This is a genomic window from Mesocryomonas lacus (assembly GCF_055730135.2).
The window spans coordinates 311,924-329,312 of the sequence record NZ_JBUZWE020000003.1 but is presented as its reverse complement, the minus strand read 5'-3'; the positions used below and the strand labels follow the sequence as shown (position 1 = coordinate 329,312).

General features: G+C 67.4%; 17 protein-coding genes and 1 riboswitch. Of the genes, 9 read left to right on the top strand and 8 right to left on the bottom strand.

What is annotated here, in order from left to right; genetic code table 11:
- Window positions 1-68: 68 nt before the first annotated feature.
- A riboswitch (guanidine-I (ykkC/yxkD leader) is annotated at window positions 69-181 on the bottom strand.
- A gap of 121 nt (window positions 182-302) precedes the next feature.
- Entirely contained in the window at window positions 303-1,583 is a 1,281-nt protein-coding gene (locus ACZLZY_RS06700) for an NAD(P)/FAD-dependent oxidoreductase (RefSeq protein ID WP_472932897.1), read from the bottom strand.
- Between the two features lie 207 nt (window positions 1,584-1,790).
- Between ACZLZY_RS06700 and ACZLZY_RS06695 the strand changes: the two genes are divergently transcribed.
- Entirely contained in the window at window positions 1,791-2,750 is a 960-nt protein-coding gene (locus tag ACZLZY_RS06695; protein WP_472932895.1) for a 2-hydroxyacid dehydrogenase, read from the top strand.
- Between the two features lie 39 nt (window positions 2,751-2,789).
- On the opposite strand, the gene ACZLZY_RS06690 is transcribed toward ACZLZY_RS06695, so the two are convergent.
- The 4 genes from ACZLZY_RS06690 to ACZLZY_RS06675 are packed head-to-tail and all read right to left on the bottom strand — an operon-like array spanning window position 2,790 to window position 6,146.
- Window positions 2,790-3,731, bottom strand: coding sequence for a branched-chain amino acid ABC transporter permease (locus ACZLZY_RS06690; protein WP_472932893.1), 942 nt, complete (start codon window positions 3,729-3,731; stop codon window positions 2,790-2,792).
- On the bottom strand, window positions 3,731-4,639 hold the full coding sequence (locus tag ACZLZY_RS06685; protein WP_472932891.1) for a branched-chain amino acid ABC transporter permease: 909 nt from the start codon (window positions 4,637-4,639) through the stop codon (window positions 3,731-3,733). Before ACZLZY_RS06685 ends, ACZLZY_RS06690 begins: the two co-directional genes overlap by 1 nt.
- On the bottom strand, window positions 4,636-5,409 hold the full coding sequence (locus ACZLZY_RS06680) for an ABC transporter ATP-binding protein (protein ID WP_472932889.1): 774 nt from the start codon (window positions 5,407-5,409) through the stop codon (window positions 4,636-4,638). The genes ACZLZY_RS06685 and ACZLZY_RS06680 overlap by 4 nt, the downstream gene beginning before the upstream one ends.
- Entirely contained in the window at window positions 5,406-6,146 is a 741-nt protein-coding gene (locus tag ACZLZY_RS06675) for an ABC transporter ATP-binding protein (protein ID WP_472932887.1), read from the bottom strand. Before ACZLZY_RS06675 ends, ACZLZY_RS06680 begins: the two co-directional genes overlap by 4 nt.
- Window positions 6,147-6,436: 290 nt before the next feature.
- On the opposite strand from ACZLZY_RS06675, the gene ACZLZY_RS06670 reads away from it, so the two are divergent.
- From ACZLZY_RS06670 to ACZLZY_RS06655, 4 genes are all read left to right on the top strand, one after another.
- The gene (locus tag ACZLZY_RS06670; RefSeq protein WP_472933139.1) at window positions 6,437-6,799 is read left to right on the top strand and encodes a TIGR04076 family protein; all 363 of its coding nucleotides are present in this window, start codon (window positions 6,437-6,439) and stop codon (window positions 6,797-6,799) included.
- Complete coding sequence (locus tag ACZLZY_RS06665) at window positions 6,796-7,851, top strand: aldo/keto reductase (RefSeq protein WP_472932885.1); 1,056 nt, start codon at window positions 6,796-6,798, stop codon at window positions 7,849-7,851. The genes ACZLZY_RS06670 and ACZLZY_RS06665 overlap by 4 nt, the downstream gene beginning before the upstream one ends.
- Before the next feature lie 40 nt (window positions 7,852-7,891).
- Window positions 7,892-9,151 carry an ABC transporter substrate-binding protein gene (locus tag ACZLZY_RS06660; protein WP_472932883.1) on the top strand — a complete coding sequence of 420 codons (1,260 nt, stop codon included), beginning with the start codon at window positions 7,892-7,894 and terminating at the stop codon, window positions 9,149-9,151.
- Between the two features lie 95 nt (window positions 9,152-9,246).
- Window positions 9,247-10,704, top strand: coding sequence for an aldo/keto reductase (locus tag ACZLZY_RS06655; RefSeq protein ID WP_472932881.1), 1,458 nt, complete (start codon window positions 9,247-9,249; stop codon window positions 10,702-10,704).
- Here ACZLZY_RS06655 and ACZLZY_RS06650 read toward each other — a convergent pair.
- Window positions 10,668-12,200, bottom strand: coding sequence for a putative bifunctional diguanylate cyclase/phosphodiesterase (locus tag ACZLZY_RS06650; protein ID WP_472932879.1), 1,533 nt, complete (start codon window positions 12,198-12,200; stop codon window positions 10,668-10,670). The genes ACZLZY_RS06655 and ACZLZY_RS06650 overlap by 37 nt on opposite strands.
- Before the next feature lie 406 nt (window positions 12,201-12,606).
- Between ACZLZY_RS06650 and ACZLZY_RS06645 the strand changes: the two genes are divergently transcribed.
- Window positions 12,607-12,951 carry a hypothetical protein gene (locus ACZLZY_RS06645; RefSeq protein WP_472932877.1) on the top strand — a complete coding sequence of 115 codons (345 nt, stop codon included), beginning with the start codon at window positions 12,607-12,609 and terminating at the stop codon, window positions 12,949-12,951.
- A gap of 165 nt (window positions 12,952-13,116) precedes the next feature.
- On the opposite strand, the gene ACZLZY_RS06640 is transcribed toward ACZLZY_RS06645, so the two are convergent.
- Together ACZLZY_RS06640 and ACZLZY_RS06635 are read right to left on the bottom strand one after the other, a co-directional pair.
- Window positions 13,117-13,860 (bottom strand): SIMPL domain-containing protein, encoded by a 744-nt coding sequence (locus tag ACZLZY_RS06640; protein ID WP_472932875.1) that lies wholly within the window; start codon window positions 13,858-13,860, stop codon window positions 13,117-13,119.
- 163 nt (window positions 13,861-14,023) lie between these two features.
- Entirely contained in the window at window positions 14,024-14,521 is a 498-nt protein-coding gene (locus ACZLZY_RS06635; RefSeq protein WP_472932873.1) for a Ros/MucR family transcriptional regulator, read from the bottom strand.
- Window positions 14,522-15,080: 559 nt separating this feature from the next.
- Here ACZLZY_RS06635 and ACZLZY_RS06630 point away from each other — a divergent pair.
- The 3 genes from ACZLZY_RS06630 to ACZLZY_RS06620 all read left to right on the top strand — a co-directional run bounded on the left by ACZLZY_RS06630 (window position 15,081) and on the right by ACZLZY_RS06620 (window position 17,382).
- On the top strand, window positions 15,081-15,848 hold the full coding sequence (locus tag ACZLZY_RS06630) for an SDR family NAD(P)-dependent oxidoreductase (RefSeq protein ID WP_472932871.1): 768 nt from the start codon (window positions 15,081-15,083) through the stop codon (window positions 15,846-15,848).
- A 22-nt stretch (window positions 15,849-15,870) separates the two neighbouring features.
- Window positions 15,871-17,109: an FAD-linked oxidoreductase, L-gulonolactone oxidase family gene (locus ACZLZY_RS06625; RefSeq protein WP_472932869.1), complete on the top strand. Its 1,239-nt coding sequence runs from the start codon at window positions 15,871-15,873 to the stop codon at window positions 17,107-17,109.
- Between the two features lie 108 nt (window positions 17,110-17,217).
- Complete coding sequence (locus tag ACZLZY_RS06620; RefSeq protein ID WP_472932867.1) at window positions 17,218-17,382, top strand: hypothetical protein; 165 nt, start codon at window positions 17,218-17,220, stop codon at window positions 17,380-17,382.
- Window positions 17,383-17,389 lie beyond the last annotated feature (7 nt).

The following is a 17,389-nucleotide window of genomic DNA, read 5'->3' as shown; positions in this document are numbered from 1 at the left end:
CGAGTCTTGGCATCGGCATCCCTGACAAGCAGTCGCGTCCGGGCAAGCCGGTCCGCTGGGCTGGTGAGGTCTCCCGGGTTTTTATCCCGCCGTGCGCTGCGCGGATGTCTCCCGACGCAGCGGCAGCTCTCGGACCAGCGCTCTTCCCGCGGGAAGAGCCGGAACCCTAGCTGCCAACTCGTCAGAACATGTGCAAATGCCGTGCCAGTTCGCCCGATGCAGGGCGTTGGCGCGTCGCGGGCAATGTCGCGTCGCGCGTGGCCGCTTCCCTGGGCAGTGTGCCCCGGAAATCGGCAGAAGGTTCAGAGGCGGGAGGAGAGGTGTGCGATCTGCGCGCCGACCTCGTAATAGGCCTCGCGCGCGGCCCGCAGGTGCTGCGGCACCACCGGCGTCACCGGCAGCGGCAGCGCCGCTTCGGGGCATTTGCCGCCGATGTGCTCCGCCAGCACCTTGCCGAAGGCGGTGCCGGGCCCGATGCCGCGGCCGTTATAGCCGGAGAAGGAGACGACGTTGCGGGCGAGGCGGTGGAAGCGCGGCAGCGAGTCGGAGGTCATGCCGATCTTGCCGTACCATTCGGCCTCGAAGGCGATGTCGCCGATCTGCGGAAACAGGCGCTGCAGGCTGCGCTTCGCCCAGCGCCGGTGGATCGCCGTGCCGCTGCCCCGCAGCGCGCCGACGCTGCCGATGACGAGCCGCCCCGCTCGGTCGAAACGGAAGGAGGAGAGCACGTCCTTGGTATCCCAGGCGCCTTGCCGGCCCGGCAGGATTGACCGCTTGAGATTGTCCGACAGCGGCACGGTCGCGATGTTGAAATAGGGAAGATGCACGATCTCGGCGCGGATTTCCGGCCAGGGCGCGCTGGTATAGGCGTTGGTCGCGACGACGATCCAGTCGGCCGATACCGACCCGCCGGGCGTCCTCACCTGCCAGCCCGTGCCCTTCTCCTCGAAGCCCTCGACCGGGCTTGCGGTGAAGATCTCGGCGCCGGCGGCGAGCGCGGCAGCCGCGAGGCCGCGGACATAGGCGAGCGGCTGGATCATGCCGGCGCGCCGGTCGAGGAGGGCGGACGAGTAGGCGCTCGATCCGACGACGGACGCGGTCTGGGCCGCGTCGAGAAGCTCTACGTCGGCCCCGCGGGCCTGCCACTGCCGTGCGCGCTCGGCAAGTTCCGTCCGGCCCTGCTCGCCGACGCCGCAGTGCAGCGTACCGTTGGTCTCGGGTTCGCAGGCGATGGCGTGCTGGGCGACGAGGTCGAAGACGAGCCGAGGCGCCTGTCCGAGAAGGTCGAGCACCCGCTCGCCATGCTCCGTGCCGAGCGCCTTCGGTACGTCGTCCGGCATGACCCACAGCCCCGCATTGACGAGGCCGACATTGCGGCCCGACCCGCCGAAGCCGATCTCCGCGCCCTCCAGAACGATGACGCGCGCCCCCGCTTCGGCCAGATGCAGCGCCGCGGAAAGGCCGGTGAAGCCAGCGCCGATGATGACGACGTCTGCCGTGCGGTCGCCGGCCAGGCGCGCCGTCTCCGGGGCTTTTGGCGCGGTGCGCTCCCACAGACCGTGCGAGCGGGGATCATTCTGCATGCGGGCTCCAAAGGGTGGGAGTCGCGGCAACGGCGACGGGTCATGACAGCACTGCACCGCGGTGCTTGTACAGGCCGGCGGCAGGCGTGAAGGGGTGCCGCATCGGAATAATCGCTGGTTGGCGCTTTCCCGCCGCCGCCAAGCGTATAGAAATGGGGGAACGGTCCAGGCACCGTCACCCGGAACTTCCTCTCGAGAAGGCAGAGCATGCGCCCGAAAATCGTCGTCACCCGCCGCCTGCCCGAGGCGGTGGAAACCCGCTGGCAACGCGACTATGAGGGCGTCCTCAACGAAAGCGACGCAGTCTACGGCGCCGATGCGCTGCTAAAGTTGGCCGACGGCGCCGATGCGCTCCTGTGCGCGCCGGGCGACAAGATCGACGCCGCGCTGATCGCCCGGCTGCCCGAAACGATCAAGGTGATCGGCACGTTTTCGGTCGGCTACGACCACGTCGATGCCAAAGCCTTGCGCGCCCGTGGCATTGCCCTCTGCAACACGCCGGACGTGCTGTCGCTCGCGACTGCCGAAGTCACCTTGCTGCTAATTCTGGCGGCCGCCCGCCGCGCCGGCGAAGCCGAGCGCCTGCTGCGCGCCGGAGAGTGGACCGGCTGGGCGCCGACGCAGCTGATCGGCACGCAGATTTCGGGGCGCCGCCTCGGCATCTACGGCATGGGCCGCATCGGCCGCGAGGTCGCCGCCATGGCGCGCGGCTTCTCGATGGAGGTGCACTACCGCAACCGCACGCGGCTTGCGCCCGAGCTCGAGGCCGGCGCCATCTTCCACGATAGTGACGACAGCCTGCTCGCCGTCTCCGACGTGCTCTCGCTGAACGCGCCCTCGACGCCGGACACCTATCGCTGGCTCAACGCCGAGCGGATCGAGCGCCTGCCGAAGGGTGCTATCGTGGTGAACGCCGCACGCGGCACGCTGGTCGACGATGCCGCCCTCGTCGCGGCGCTGAAGTCGGGGCGCATCACCGCGGCGGGCCTCGACGTCTATGATGGCGAGCCGAAAGTGAACCCGGCCTACCTCACGCTCGACAACGTCGTGTTGCTGCCGCATCTCGGCAGCGCCACCGCGACCGCCCGGGACGCCATGGGTTTTCTCGCCCTTGACGGCATCGATGCCGTGCTGCGCGGCGAGACGCCCCCGAACCTCGTGGCGTAGGCGGAAGAAGGCCCATCAGCGTCGGAGACAGGCTGCAGCTTAAGCCTTGGGGGCCGGCCGCAGCTTTTCGCCGAACAGGCCGCGCGGACGGACGGCAAGGATCGTGCAGAGCATGACGCCGATCAGCACCAGCTGCAGCGCGCTCGCTCGCGCCTGGTACTCGGCCGGCACGAAGGCCGAGACGCCGGCGCTCGACAGGCTCCAGATCCCCCAGACGAGGATCGCGCCGGCGATGGCGCCGCGGTTGCTGCCGGCGCCGCCGATGATCAGCATGGCCCAGACCTGGAAGGTGAAGTTCGGCAGGTAGTTGTTGGGCGCGATGAAGCCGATGAAATGCGCCTGCATCGCCCCGCCCAGCCCCATGATCGCCCCGCCGATGGCAAAGGCCTGCAGCCGGTAGCGCACCGGGCTCTTGCCGAGCGAGGCGGCGGCCGTCTCGTCCTCGCGGATGGCCCGGAGCACCCGGCCCCAGGGGCTGCGCGCGAGCTTTTCCATCACGAGGTAGACGGCAAGCGTCGTGATGGCGGCGAGCGCGAGGTTGCCAACGCCGAAGAGCAGCGGCCGGTCGGCAAAGCTCTCGAAGCCGCGTGGGATGAAGCCGATGCCGAAGGGGCCACCGGTCAGGGCCTGCGCGTTCAGCGCGACGAGATGGATGACCACCGCGACGCCGAAGGTGGTGATGGCGAGATAGTCCGACCGCAGCCGGAGCGTGATGCCGCCGACGGCCGCCGCGATCAGTCCGCTCGCCAGCATCGCGCCCAGCCAGCCGAGCGGCATGGGCAGCGCGAAGCCGCCGAGATGGCCGGCGGTCTCCGGCGTCGTCAGGATCGCCGAGGTATAGGCGCCGACCGCCACGAAGCCGGCAATGCCGACATTGAACAGGCCGGTCATGCCCCATTGCAGGTTCAAGCCGATGCAGACGACGGCGAAGGCCAGCGCCGTCGTCAGGAAGAAGGCACCATAGGCAGCAAAAGCGAGCATCAGGCGCGTCCCCCGAACAGGCCGCTCGGCCGGATCAGCAGCATCAGGATCAGGAGGACGAAGGACACCGCCGCCCGCCATTCGGCGCCGATGAACTGCACCGTCGCGGCTTCCGAAATGCCGATGATCACCGCGCCGAGGATGGCGCCCGGCACGCTGCCGATGCCGCCGAGGATCGCCGCCGAGAACAGCGGCAGCAGGAGGTCGAAGCCCATATAGGGGCGGATCTGGACGAGGATGCCGGTCATCGTGCCGGCCGCGGCGGCGAGCGATCCGCCGAGGATCCAGGTCAGCCGCACGACCCGGTCGACGTCGATCCCCGCCACCTTCGCCAGCGCCGGGTTTTCGGCGACGGCCCGCATCGAGCGACCGGCCTGGCTGCGGGTGACGAAGAGGTGGACGAGGACGAGGAGCAGCAGCGTCACGGCGATCAGCGCGCCCTGGTCGGGCGTCACCCGCATCCCGAGCCCCAGGCGCGTGGCGATCTGCAGGTCGCGGCTGAAATAGACCGGGCTCGACGAGAAGGCGAATTCGATCAGGCTGCGCAGCGCGATCGAGGCGCCGAAGCTTGCCATCACGACGACGATGGTCGTCGACTTCTCGCGCAGTCGCTTGAACAGGGCGAGGTCGAGCAGCACCGCAAGGCCCGCCGTCAGCACCATGGCGAGGGCGCCGGCGACCAGCACGCTCCAGGCGAAGGAGAAGGGCGCGAGCGGCGGCAGCGCCGCGCCGAGCAGCGCCGAGAGGGCGAAGCTGATGCTCCAGGCGGCATAGGCGCCGAAGGTCATCAGCTCGCCATGGGCGAAGTTGGCAAAGCGCAGGATCGAATAGGTCAGCGTCACGCCGATGGCGCCGAGGCCGATCATCAGGCCGGTGAGGAGGCCGTCGACGATGAATTGCAGGCTCATGCCGCGCCCCCTTGCGACGTCATCGGCACAAGTGGCGGTGCCGGCGCGAGCACGGCGCGACGGCCGCCAAGGTAGAGTTCGGCGATCGCGAGATCGCCCAGCAAGGCGGCGGCGGGTCCCTCGTGCCGCTCGCGGCCTTCGGCGAGGATCACGCCACGGTCGGCGATGGCGAGCGCGGCGCGGGCGTTCTGCTCGACGAGGAGGATAGTCACCCCCTCGGAGCGGATCTCGGCGAGCTTGGCGAACACCAGCGAGACGAGTTTCGGCGATAGGCCGGCGGAGGGCTCGTCGAGCATCAGCACGTCCGGTTCGACGATCAGCGCGCGGGCGACGGCGAGCATCTGCCGCTGCCCGCCCGACAGCCGGCCGGCGGCGAGCGTGCGGCGGCCGCCAAGGTCAGGGAACAGCGCCTCGACCCGGGCGATCCGACCGGCGCGCTCCGCGGCCGGCACGATGCCGGCAGCGAGCTTCAAATTGTCGATGATCGACATCGAGGGAAAGACGTTCTCGGTCTGTGGCACGAAACCGAGGCCATGCCGGACCATCTGGTGCGCCGGCAGCCGGGTGATGTCCTCGCCGCGCAGCCGCACGGTGCCTGCGCTGATCGGGACGAGGCCGGCGACGGCCTTGATCAGCGTCGACTTGCCGGCGCCGTTCGGCCCGAGAATGGCGACGATCTCGCCCTTCTCGATGCTGAGGCTGGCGCCGTTGACGATCGGCACGCCCGGCTCGTAGCCGGCGACGAGGCCGGAGATCTCAAGAATCGTCATGCCGCGACGCCGCCGAGATAGGCGTCGATCACCGCGGCATCGCGCGATACCGCGTCGGGTGTCCCCTCGGCGATCACCGTGCCGGCGGCCATCACGATCGCCCGGCCGCAGAGCCGCGCCACCATGTCCATGTTGTGCTCGATCAGGAGGAAAGTCATGCCGGAGCGGTTGAGCTCGGCGATGCGCTCGATGATCGTCTCGAGGAGGCTCGGATTGACGCCCGCCGCCGGCTCGTCGAGGAGGATCACCGATGGGTCCGCCATCAGCACGCGGGCCAGTTCCAAGAGCTTGCGCTGGCCGCCGGAGAGCATGCGCGCCGGCTGGTCCGCCAGCCGCGACAGCGTCACGAAGTCGATCAGCGCCCGTGCCTTCTCCCGCGCCTCGCGTTCCTCCCGGCGGACGCGACCGGGCGCGAACCAGTTCGGCAGGATGTGCTCGCCGGCTTGGTGCTGGCGGCCGAGCAGCACGTTGTCGAGCACGCTGAGTTCGGGAAAGGGGCGGGGGATCTGGAAGGTGCGGGCGAGCCCGGCGCCGATCCGCCGGTGCGGGGCCAGCGTGTCGATCCGCCGGTCGCCGAGCGAGATGGTGCCGGCGGTCGGGGTCTGGCTGCCGGCGAGGCAGTCGAACAGCGTGGTCTTGCCGGCGCCGTTCGGCCCGATCAGGCCGAGGATTTCGCCCGCGGCGAGGTCGAAGGAGACGCCGTCGACCGCGGCCACCCCGCCGAAGCGCTTCACCACGGCGCGGGCCGACAGGCGGCTCCCGGCGCGGGCCGGCGATACGCCCGCGGCATGCGCTGGGTGAGGAGGCGGGGAGGCCGTTATTTCCACAGGCCTCGGCCCTCTTTCGGTCGCCGAAGCGAGAGCGCACAGGCTGCGCGCATCTGGGCCTGCATATGATTGTGCCGCCGGATTATCTGTGATCAAACTCCGGGCACATTAGGCAGCAACGCCGGGTCTCGCAACCCGCGGGCAGTGTCGGCCGCTGCCGCACAGGACTTCTTCACAGGGCGTATCGCGTGACGGAAACAATGGCCGGTGACGGCGGCGACGACAGCTTCGAGCTCTACGACCTGAGGGTCGAGGCGATCATCCCGCCCGGCGGCGCGGTGTATTGCGGCGCCAAGGCCGGGGATCATTTCGAGGTGCGCGGCGAGATGGTGTCGATGCCGGCCGGCCAGGGCTTCTCGCTCTACTCGATCGCTGCGGTGCTGCCGCTGCTCCCGGCCAAGCAGCGGGCCCTGCACGCCAACGACTGGATGGCGAGCGACGCCGAGATTGCCTGTCCGGACCCCCACTGTTCCAGCCGGCTGCGCATCACCCGCCTCGGCAAGCGCCGCTTCCGCCACAGCGAGACAACGGCCGTGCCGCTGCCGTCGGGAGAGCCGGCGTGAGCGCGCCCGAGCGGCTGAGTCTCGCCCCCGGCTACGAGATCTCCCGCGTCATCCGCGGCGGCTGGCAGCTCGCCGGCGGTCACGGCGAGATCGACACCGACCGGGCCGTCGACGACCTGATTGCCGCTTTTGATGCGGGGATCACTACCTTCGACTGCGCCGACATCTATACCGGCGTCGAGGAGATCTACGGCGCCTTTCGCCGGAAGCTCGCCGAAACCCGCGGCACCGAGGCGCTGGCAAGCGTGCGCATCCACACGAAGATGGTACCGGACCTGTCGCTGCTGACGCGCGTCACCAAGCGCGACATCGAGGCGCTGGTCGACCGCTCGCGCGCCCGGCTCGGCATGGAGCGGCTCGACCTCGTGCAGTTCCACTGGTGGGACTACGACGCGCCTCTCTGGCTGGACGTGTTTCACTGGCTCGACGAAATCCGCCGGGACGGGCGCATCCTCCACGTAGGCGGCACGAATTTCGATGCGCCGCGCATCCAAGCGGTGCGTGAGGCCGGCATTCCGCTGTTCTCGATGCAGGTGCAGTATTCCGTGCTCGACGCGCGGCCGGAGAGCCATCTCGTGCCGCTGGCGCGCGACGAGGGCATTGCCCTCTTCTGCTACGGCTCGGTCGCCGGTGGCTTCCTGTCCGAGCGCTGGCTGGGCGTGGCGGAGCCAGAACATCCGATGGAGAACCGCTCGCTCACCAAGTACAAGCTGATCATCGATGATTTCGGCGGTTGGGATCTGTTCCAGCAACTGCTGCGGGCGCTGGCCGGCGTCGGCGCGCGGCACGGCGCGGATATCGCGACCGTTGCCGGGCGCTATGTGCTCGACCGCGCCGGGGTCGCCGCTATCATCGTCGGCGCGCGCAACCGCGCCCATGTCGCCGCCAACGCCGCCGTTTCCGCCTTGACCCTTTCCGCCGCCGACGTCGCCGCGATCGACGCTGTGCTGGCCGAGCGGCAGGGGCCGGAGGGCGACATCTATGCGCTCGAGCGCGACCGCACGGGGCGGCATGGCTCGATCATGAAATACGAGCTCAACACCAAAGCCTGAGGCCGTGGGGACCTCAGCTTTTCCGTCACGGGGGGATGAAATGAACAGACTGCTGCTGCTGACGACCGCCGCCGGCCTCGCCTTATCGGCGCAGGCTTTCGCCGCCGACTGCAAGATCACCGTCGGCGTGGTGATGGAACTGACGGGACCTGCCGGCGAGTACGGCCAGGCCGGTGCGAAGTCCGTCGAGATGGCCTTCCGCGACATCAACGAGGCCGGCGGCATCCGCGGCTGCTCACTCGCCACCGACACCCGCGACTCGCAGAGCACCGGCAGCGTCGCCGTCGACGTCGCCACCCAGCTCGTCCAGATCGCCAAGGTGCCGGCGATCATCGGCGGGATCATCTCTTCGGTCACCATCCCGATCCTTACCTCGGTGACCGCACCGGCCAAGGTGGTGCAGATCTCGCCGGCCTCCTCGTCGCCCACGCTGACCGCGCTCGGCCGCGACGGCAAGACCGGCGGCATCTTCTTCCGCACCATTACCTCGGATGCGCTGCAAGGCACCGCGGCCGCGAAATACGCGCTCGACCAGGGATTCAAGAAGATCGCCGTCGTCCACGTCAACAATGACTTCGGCGTCAACATGTTCGGCGAGTTCAAGAAGGCCTACGAGGCGCTCGGCGGCACGATCGTGTCCACCACGCCCTACAACGAGAACCAGGCGAGCTACCAGTCGGAGGCGACCGCCGCGATGGAGGGCGAGCCGGACGGGCTCTACCTCATCTCGACGCCGGTCGACGGCGCCACCATCGCCCGCGCCTGGATCTCCGGCGGCGGCACGCCGAAGTTCCTCTTGAACGACGGCATGAACAGCCCGGACTTCATCAAGAGCGTCGGCGCGCAGTATCTGAACGAGGCCTACGGCACCTCGTCCGGCACCAGCCCGACCAAGTCGACCGAGTATTTCACGGCGAACTACGAGGCTTTCTCCGGCGGCATTGCCGCCAGCAACCCCGCCGCCGACCGCTCCTACGATGCCGGCGCGATCCTTGGCCTCGCCATTGCCGCCGCCGGCTCCGAGAAGCCGCTTGAGATTCGCGACGCCATCGCGAAGGTGGTCGACCCCAAGGGCGAGGTGATCTACGCCGGCAAGGAAGAGTTCGCCAAAGGCCTAAAGCTCCTCTCCGAGGGCAAGCCGATCCGCTACGAGGGCGTCATCGGCCCCGTCGCCTTCGACCAGTACGGTGACATTACCGGGCCTTTCCGGCTGTGGAAGATCACCGACGGCGCCGTCGCCACCACCGGCGAGATCTCGACCGACGAGGTCAACGCGCTGAAGACCAAGATCGGCGGCTGATCGCCAGATCGTACCAACCTTCCGGACGGACGGCAGCGCCGCCCGCCCGGACCCAACAGCGGCGCGCCGCGCGGCCCCGCCGGAATGGAATAGACATGACCCTTCAGCGCACCGAACTCGCCCCCGGCCTCGAGATCAGCCGGATCGTCACCGGCCTCTGGCAGGTGGCCGACATGGAGCGGGGCGGCACGCTGCTCGACTCGGTCAAGGCTGCCGCCGACATGGCGGCGTATGCGGCCGACGGCTTCGACACGTTCGACATGGCCGATCACTACGGCAGCGCCGAGGTGATCACCGGCGAGCTGCTGGCGCAGCAGCGACGCGACGGTCTCTCGGTCTCGACCGCCTTCACCAAATGGTGCCCGACGCCGGGGCCGATGACCGCCGAGACGGTGCGCGAAGGCGTCAAGCGCAGCCTCGACCGGATGCGGCTCGACCGCATCGACCTGATGCAGTTCCACTGGTGGACCTTCGAGCACCCCGGCTACATCGACGCGATGAAGGAACTCGCCAAACTCCGCGACGAGGGGCTGATCGGCGCCATCGGCGTCACCAACTTCAACACAGACCATCTGCGCGTGCTGGTCGGCGAGGGCATTCCGGTCGTCTCCAACCAGGTGTCGTTCTCCGTGCTCGACCGGCGGGCGAGCGGGATCATGAGCGAGTTCTGCCTCGCCAACGGCATTCGCCTCCTCGCCTATGGCACGCTGGCCGGCGGGCTGCTCTCGGAGCGGTGGCTCGGCGCCGCGGAGCCCGATGCGCTCTCCGACTGGAGCAAGATGAAGTACAAGCGCTTCGTCGAGGAGATCGGCGGCTGGGATGTGTTCCAGTCGGTGCTGGCGGCGCTGAAGTCCGTCGCCGATCGGCATGGCGCCTCGATCCCCAACGTCGCGACACGCCTGATCCTCGACCGCAAGGCGGTCGCCGCCGTCATCGTCGGTGCCCGGCTCGGCGAGCGCCAGCACCGCGAGGACAATGCTGCGGTGTTTGCCCTGGCGCTGGACGCCGAGGACCATGCGCTGCTCGACGCCGCATTTGCCGAGACGCGGATGCTGCCCGGCGACTGCGGCGACGAGTACCGCAAGCCGCCCTTCCTCACCGCCTCCGGCGATCTCAGCCACCATCTCGGCGCGCTGCCGAAGTTCTACACCGCGGTTCCCATCGCCAACCGGCCGGACCGCTTGCGCGTCGACAGCGGCAGCATCTGGGAGGAGATCTGCGGCTTCAGCCGGGCGGTGCGCGTCGGCGAGCGCATCCTCGTCAGCGGCACCACCGCGACGGCCCCGGACGGCAGCGTCGTCTGCCCCGGCGATCCCGCGGGTCAGGCCGTCTTCATCCTCGACAAGATCGCCGCCAGCATCGCCGCCCTCGGTGGCAGCCTCGACGATGTCGTGCGCACGCGGGTCTATCTGAGGGATGCCGACGACTGGGAGCCGGTCTCGCGGGTCCATGGCCGCTACTTCGCCGAGGCCCGGCCGGCCAATACGCTCTATGCCGTCGGCAATCTCGTCGGCGACTACAGGGTAGAGATCGAGGCCGAAGCCGTCGTGTGAACCTCCTGGGCGGGTGCCTCGTCCCGCCGGGCGAGCCACTCCACCAGCGCTTCCTTCGGCATGGGTCGCGCGATGAAGTAGCCTTGGAAAAGTGTGCAGCCCGCGGCCTTGGCAAGGACGAACTGCGCCTCGGTCTCGATGCCCTCGGCGACCACGCCAAGCTGCATGGCGGCGGCGACGTTGACCATCGCGCTGACAAGGACGTTGTCGGCGAGAGTTTCGCCAAGCCGGGCGATGAAGCTGCGGTCGATCTTGATGGTGTGTATGGGAAACGTCCTGAGGTAAGCAAAGCCGCAATAGCCGGTGCCGAAGTCGTCGAGCGAGATCCGCAGCCCGAGGGCCCGCAGGGCCTCGATGCGCCGCAGAACGTCTGAATTGGCGCTCATCGCCATGGACTCCGTCACCTCGAGGGTGATCCGCGACGGCGAGACGCCGCTCTCCGCAAGCGTCCGCGCGACCATGTCGACGACGTCGTCGCGCTTCAGCTGGCAAGGCGAAATGTTCACGGCGACGCCGAGGTCGCCGAAGTCGCGGGCGTCGCTGAGGGCACGCCGGAACACCCATTCGCCGAGCAGGTCGATAACATGCGATCGCTCGGCCACCGGAATGAAATCGCTGGGCGCGATCGCGCCGCGCACCGGGTGGTTCCAGCGCAGCAGGCTCTCGTAACCGCGTACCGCGCCGCTGGGATCGGTGATGGGCTGGTAGACGAGATGCAGCTCGTCGAGGAGAATCGCGGCGCGCAGCTCGCGCTCGATGAAGCGGTGGTGGCGGCGGTCGCGCAGCATGTCATCGTGGAACAGCGTCGCCTGGCCGCGGCCCTTGCGCTTGGCCTGGTAGAGCGCGAGGTCGGCACACTGCATCAGCTCGTTGAAGAAGACGCTGTGCAGCGGCGTCAGCGCGATGCCGATCGAGGCGGACAAGGTGATCGCCCGCCCGTCGAAGAAGACCGGCTGGTGCAAGGCGTCGAGGCAGACCCGGCAGAGGGCTTCGGCGGCAGCGGCATCAGCGACAGGCGCGAAGACGCCGAATTCGTCGCCGCCGAGCCTGCCCACGATCGAATCCGGAAAGCTGCGGCGAAGGGTTTTTGCGAGGTGCCGCAAGGCGAAATCGCCTGCGGTATGGCCAAGGCTGTCGTTCAGCGTTTTCAAATAGTCCATGTCGACAGCGAACAGCGCCGACGTTCGCCCCGGCCCGACACGCTGCAGTTCTTGCGCGGAGGCCGACAGGAAGACCCGCCGGGTCATCGCGCCGGTGATCTCATCCTCCGTCAGGAAAGCGTCCCGCGCGATCTTGCTGCGCTCGGCGTCGACGAACAGCGCCACGATCTGGGCGCGCAAGCGGTGCAGCAAGAGCAGGCCGACCAGCCCCAGCGCGAAGCAGAGGCCCGAGACCGGCAGCGCCGCCTTGGCGCCGGCGGGATGCATCATGCCCAGCATTGAAAGGCAGAGGCCGGTGATGAAACAGATCATCAGGGCGTAATAGCTGAAGCGCATCACCTGTCGGGGATGTCGTCCAAGGCTGGGCACTCGGTCACCTGCTGCGAAGGTCTATCTTGTGCTGTCTTTGCGGCAGCGCACCCTAAAATATTACTAATAGGAACCTGCTATTGTGAGATGCTTATACATAGAAGCACTCTGTGCGTTCTTAGGCCGGGCAGGAATATTTAGGTAGCTGAAGACCGTCCTGCAGATGGGTCTTCAGGAAGCGATTCGAAGTCAGCGCGGAGACATCCGCAACTCGTTGGCCTCATCCTGCGGACCGGCAGGCGGAATGCGTCCTCGGCCGCTTTGCCTGAATGGCTGATGAACGCCGCTTTCCGGCTTCATTCAGGTGCCAGAGCCGATGGTCGTCTCATCGCTGGCGATGGGCCGGCAGATCGATTGCAACGGGAGAACCACCATGTTCAGCCACTTTTTCCGCACCGTCCTTGTCGCCGCGACGCTTTCCGGCGGTGCCGCCATCGCCGCGCCCGCCCTTGCTGCTCCGACCGGCGTGACCGTCATCGCTCCCCAGGGTGGCAACGTCCTGTTGGCGCAGCGTTATGATCGCCGCGACGACCGCCGTTACGAGCGCGGCTGCTCGCCGCGCCAGGCGCTCCGCAAGGCCTCCCGCATGGGCATCAACCGCGCCGGCATCGTCCGCGACAACCGCCGGGCCGTCGTGGTCGACGGACGCAAGCGCGGTCGTTACATCTCCGTGTCGTTCGCGCAGGAGCGCGGCTGCCCGGTCATCAACGTCCGCTAACCCGCGTCCCGGTAAGGGCATCGCGAGCGGCCTCCCGTCGCGGTGCCATTCCGTTGGGGAGGGCTCTGCCCCTGGCGAGAACAGTTCAAAGTCACCGCGTCCAAGCAAAAGGCCGCGTCTCCTGAGAGACGCGGCCTTTTCTCTTTGGTGCTGTGCGATTTGGGTTCAGTTTCCGGAGGGGGCACCGATGTCGAACACCATCCGCACCGTCGCGCGGACGGTATTCTCGCCCGCCTCGACCGGCACGCTCTTGTCCATGGGCGCGGCTGCCAAAGCCATCCGGCCCATCTCTATCGGCTGCGGCGGGGGGCCCTGGTCTGCGCTGTCGATCGAGAAGACGGCGCCGAGCGGAACACCCGCGGCCTCGGCAAGCGCCGTCGCCGTCGCCGTTGCATCCTTCACCGCATCCTGCCGGGCCGCCGTGCGCAGCGGCGCGGGATCGGAGACGGTGAAGCTGATGTCGCCGCCCTGGTTGACGCCGAGGCTCACTGCTTTGTCGAGCACGGCGCCGACCGCGGCGATGTCGCGGATCCGCACCGACAGCGTGTTGCGCACCTCGTAGCCGACGAGAACCGGCGGCTTCTGGGTCCCGTCCTGGGTCTGGTCGTAGCGGTATTGGGGGGTGATTGCGAAGCCAGATGTTTGCAGATCGCGGCTCTCGATCTTGAGGCTCTTGATCGCCTCGGTGACCTCGCTCATCGCCTTGTTAGCGTCGTCCAGTGCGGCGCGGGCCGTCTCGCCGACCCGTAGGATCGTGAGGTTGGTTACGGCGATGTCAGGCTTTGCCGAAGCTTCTCCGACGCCGGTGACGACGATCTGCCGCGGCGGCGTCGTCTGTTCGGCCTGCGCGGGGAGGGCGGCGAAACCGAGCGGCAGTACGGTCAGGGCCAGAAGGGATGAACGAATCATGGGGCGGTCTCCAGTGAGGATTGCCCCTGATGTCACGCGATTGTGGCCAAAGGCGAGAGCCTGCGCGCAGTCTCCCGCCGGTACCCAAACTTCAATTCATTCGTCGCTTGGCACTCATAACCCAAACCGCCGGCTCCAGCCGGCGGCGCAGGGATCAGTCGCCTCAGGCGGCTTCGGCGTCCGGGGCCTTGGCCTTCTTTGCGCGGGCAGGCTTGGCTGCGGGCGCTGGCTCTTCCGCCACATCGGCGGTCTTCTTGCGGCCGAGGCCGAGGCTCAGGGCGAGTTCCGAGCGCTTGGCGGCGTAGCCGGCCGCAACCATCGGATAATCGTTCGGGAGGCCCCACTTGCGGCGGTATTCGTCAGGGCTCATGTCGAACTTGGTGGCAAGGTGGCGCTTCATAGACTTGAAGTGCTTACCATCTTCCAGGCAGATGATGTATTCGGGTGTGATCGACTTCTTGATCGGAACGGCCGGTACCAACGCCACAGCTTCCTTGACGGGCTCCGGTGTGCTCGTGCCGATCGCCGTCAACGCGCTGTAGACGCTTGCAATCACTGCAGGTAGGTCTGCAACCGCTACGTGATTATTGGCGACATATGCGGCAATGATACTCGCTGCCAGTTCGACTGTGTTGGTAGAGCTGTCGATCTCGTAGTCCATAAGGATGCTTTCTGGAAAATTTGACTAGGTTGTCCCGGTGGACATGTCTCGTATGTATCATCGATTGACGCCGGATCAATCCAATACTTGAATTATTTCACGCCAAAGTTCGTGCTCAAATCAAAATAATCCGATGTCTGCGCCGTAACAGGGGATGTTCGGTCTTTGCCGCCTGATACCGAAGGCTGCGACCCTGTCCGCGGATCAGCATATCTCTGCCGATCCGAATCATGATGCCGATGCATCGCAAAATTACTAAGGCCAAGCTTTAGCCGACAAGGTTGAGGCGCCAAGCGATTGACTGATGCCCCTTTTTGCAGCGGGCGCTGTTGGGTTGTTTGCCGTTTAAATAAGAAGCCGCACTACAGTATCGGTCCGCCGGCTAATGCTGTTTTGTGGTTTTCTCGCGGCAAAACTCATTGGCGAATGTCGAGGTTCCCGCTTTCGCTGCGTAAAATTGCCTGTCACTCTTCATCTTGCCGGCGATGCGCAACTGCGCGCCGGCCAAGGCGCCGAGTTTTTGTCAAGTCGTTTACTGTACGGGATAGGGAGCGCTGACATGTCCGGACGTCTGCAAGGCTGTCACGCGCTGATCTCCGGTGGCGCGACGGGATGCGGCGGCGCGGCCGCTACGCTGTTTGCTGCTGAGGGCGCAAGGGTTTCGATCGTCGACCGGCAGCGCGAGGCTGGCGAGGCACTCGCGGACAACATCAGGGCTGGCGGCGGGGAAGCGATTTTCTGCCATGCCGATGTCTCCCGCCGCAACGAGGTCGAGGCGGCGGTGGCGCGGGCGGGCGAGGCCTTCGGCGCGCCGACGCTCCTCTTCAACCATGCCGGCTCGATCGTCGTGAAGCCGTTCCTCGAGACCACCGATGAAGACTATGACTGGCTGATGGACGTGAACGTGCGCTCGATGTTCCTGATGACGCGCGCCGTTCTGCCGGGCATGCTGGCCGCGGGCGGCGGCCGCATCGTCTGCACCTCGTCGATCTCCGCCGTCGCCGGCACGCCGATGGAAGTGCTTTACGGGGCGACGAAGGGCGCGGTGCACATGTTCGCCCGCGCCATCGCCGTCGAGTTCCGTGACCGCAACATCCGCTGCAACGCCGTCTGCCCCGGCTTCATTCAGACCGCGCACGGCAGCCGCGAGGTGGAGGAGTTGACGCGCTACGGCGTCGACGTGTCCGATGCCGCGATCGCGGCGGCGCAGGGCCGCATGTGCCGGCCGGAAGAGGTGGCGAGCGCCGCGCTGTTCCTGCTCAGCGACGAGGCGAGCTTCGTCAACGGCACGCATCTGTTCGTCGACAACGGCTTCACCGCCGCCTGACCGCTATACCGGGGAGAGCTGCATGACCTTCGAAAAGGGTGGCCTCTGGCGCAATTGGGTGGGCAACCAGTCCTGCATCGCTCGCTACAAGGCCGCACCCGAGAGCGAGGACCAGCTCGCCGAGATGGTCAATGAAGCCGCCGGGCGCGGCCTCAACGTCCGCGTCGCCGGCTCCGGCCATTCCTTCACGCCAGTGGTCGGCACCGGCGGCCTGCTGCTGTCGCTGGCCGGCCTCAGCGGCGTCCTCGGCGTCGACGGCAGCCGGGTGAGGGTGGCCGCGGGCACCCGGATCGGCGATATCGGCAGGGCGCTGAAGCAGCACGGCCTGTCGCTCGCCAACCAGGGCGACATCGACACGCAGGCGGTGGCCGGCGCCTTCACCACCGGCACGCACGGCACCGGCGCGCGGCTTGGTTGCCTCGCCTCCCAGGTCGCCGCGCTGCGCCTGGTGCAGCCGGACGGCAGTATCCTCGTCGTCGACGGGACGGACCGTGACCTGCTGCTCGCGGCGCGCGTGTCGCTCGGCACGCTCGGCGTGATCTCCGAGATGACGCTCGATACCTTGCCGGCCTACCGTCTGCACGAACACCTCTGGCGCGATGATTTCGAAACCTGCATGGCGCGGCATGATGAACTGGCCGCCAACCATCGGCATTTCGGCTTCTTCTGGTGCCCCGTTGCGGAGAGCCGCCATCTCTACTGCCTTGACGACACGTCCGAGGCGCCGTGGTCGACCACGACCAAGTCCGCCGACATCTGCGAGATGAAGGTGATGGACATGACCGAGCGACCGGAAATGAAGTCGCGCTACGAGAAGATCGCTTATTCCTCGGACATCTATCCCATCGAATACGTGCCGAACTTCCATGAACTCGAATATGCCGTCCCCGTCCAGCACGGAAAGGACGCCGTCCGCGCCGTTCGCACGCTCATGCTGACGCGGCACACCAACTGCATCTTCCCGATAGAGTACCGTTTCACCGCCGGTGACGGGGCCTGGCTGAGCCCGTTCCACGAGCGCGACTCGATCTCTCTCTCGGTCTCCGGCCAGCCTGGCATCGACTACTGGGACTTCCTGAAGGACGTCGACCAGATCCTGCGCGCGTTCGGCTCCCGCCCGCATTGGGGCAAGTTGCATTTCCTGGATACCGACGACGTAACGGCACTATACCCCCGCGCGGGCGATTTTCGCGCGCTGCGGCGCCGGCTCGACCCGAACGGGGTCTTTCTTAACGATCACGTCCGGATGCTGCTTGGCTGAGACCGACCGATACCGGCTTCCTCGCGCGGCGATCAAGTCTTGCGCGGAGACGGGCGCCACCTTTATGGCGAACTATAGGTCGACAGGCGGCCGCTTGAGGAAAGACCAATGCCGGACGACGAGAAGACTGCACCACCGCCCCCAATCCCGGAAACCACTGCAGCCAAGACCGCCCGCCTAAAGGCTTTGCGCCTCCAGCAGAAGGAAGCCGTCGCCGCACGGGTCGCCCGGGCAACGCGCAAAGCCCGCGCCCGGCGTGATATTCTCGGCTAGGGCATGG

Coding starts and splice junctions, on each gene's coding strand:
- ACZLZY_RS06655 (WP_472932881.1), top strand. CDS start 9,247: ATGACCCTTCAGCGCACCGAACTCGCCCCCGGCCTCGAGATCAGCCGG.
- ACZLZY_RS06700 (WP_472932897.1), bottom strand. CDS start 1,583: ATGCAGAATGATCCCCGCTCGCACGGTCTGTGGGAGCGCACCGCGCCA.
- ACZLZY_RS06685 (WP_472932891.1), bottom strand. CDS start 4,639: ATGAGCCTGCAATTCATCGTCGACGGCCTCCTCACCGGCCTGATGATC.
- ACZLZY_RS06650 (WP_472932879.1), bottom strand. CDS start 12,200: ATGCGCTTCAGCTATTACGCCCTGATGATCTGTTTCATCACCGGCCTC.
- ACZLZY_RS06640 (WP_472932875.1), bottom strand. CDS start 13,860: ATGATTCGTTCATCCCTTCTGGCCCTGACCGTACTGCCGCTCGGTTTC.
- ACZLZY_RS06690 (WP_472932893.1), bottom strand. CDS start 3,731: ATGCTCGCTTTTGCTGCCTATGGTGCCTTCTTCCTGACGACGGCGCTG.
- ACZLZY_RS06625 (WP_472932869.1), top strand. CDS start 15,871: ATGACCTTCGAAAAGGGTGGCCTCTGGCGCAATTGGGTGGGCAACCAG.
- ACZLZY_RS06645 (WP_472932877.1), top strand. CDS start 12,607: ATGTTCAGCCACTTTTTCCGCACCGTCCTTGTCGCCGCGACGCTTTCC.
- ACZLZY_RS06660 (WP_472932883.1), top strand. CDS start 7,892: ATGAACAGACTGCTGCTGCTGACGACCGCCGCCGGCCTCGCCTTATCG.
- ACZLZY_RS06620 (WP_472932867.1), top strand. CDS start 17,218: ATGCCGGACGACGAGAAGACTGCACCACCGCCCCCAATCCCGGAAACC.
- ACZLZY_RS06630 (WP_472932871.1), top strand. CDS start 15,081: ATGTCCGGACGTCTGCAAGGCTGTCACGCGCTGATCTCCGGTGGCGCG.
- ACZLZY_RS06695 (WP_472932895.1), top strand. CDS start 1,791: ATGCGCCCGAAAATCGTCGTCACCCGCCGCCTGCCCGAGGCGGTGGAA.
- ACZLZY_RS06635 (WP_472932873.1), bottom strand. CDS start 14,521: ATGGACTACGAGATCGACAGCTCTACCAACACAGTCGAACTGGCAGCG.
- ACZLZY_RS06670 (WP_472933139.1), top strand. CDS start 6,437: ATGGCCGGTGACGGCGGCGACGACAGCTTCGAGCTCTACGACCTGAGG.
- ACZLZY_RS06680 (WP_472932889.1), bottom strand. CDS start 5,409: ATGACGATTCTTGAGATCTCCGGCCTCGTCGCCGGCTACGAGCCGGGC.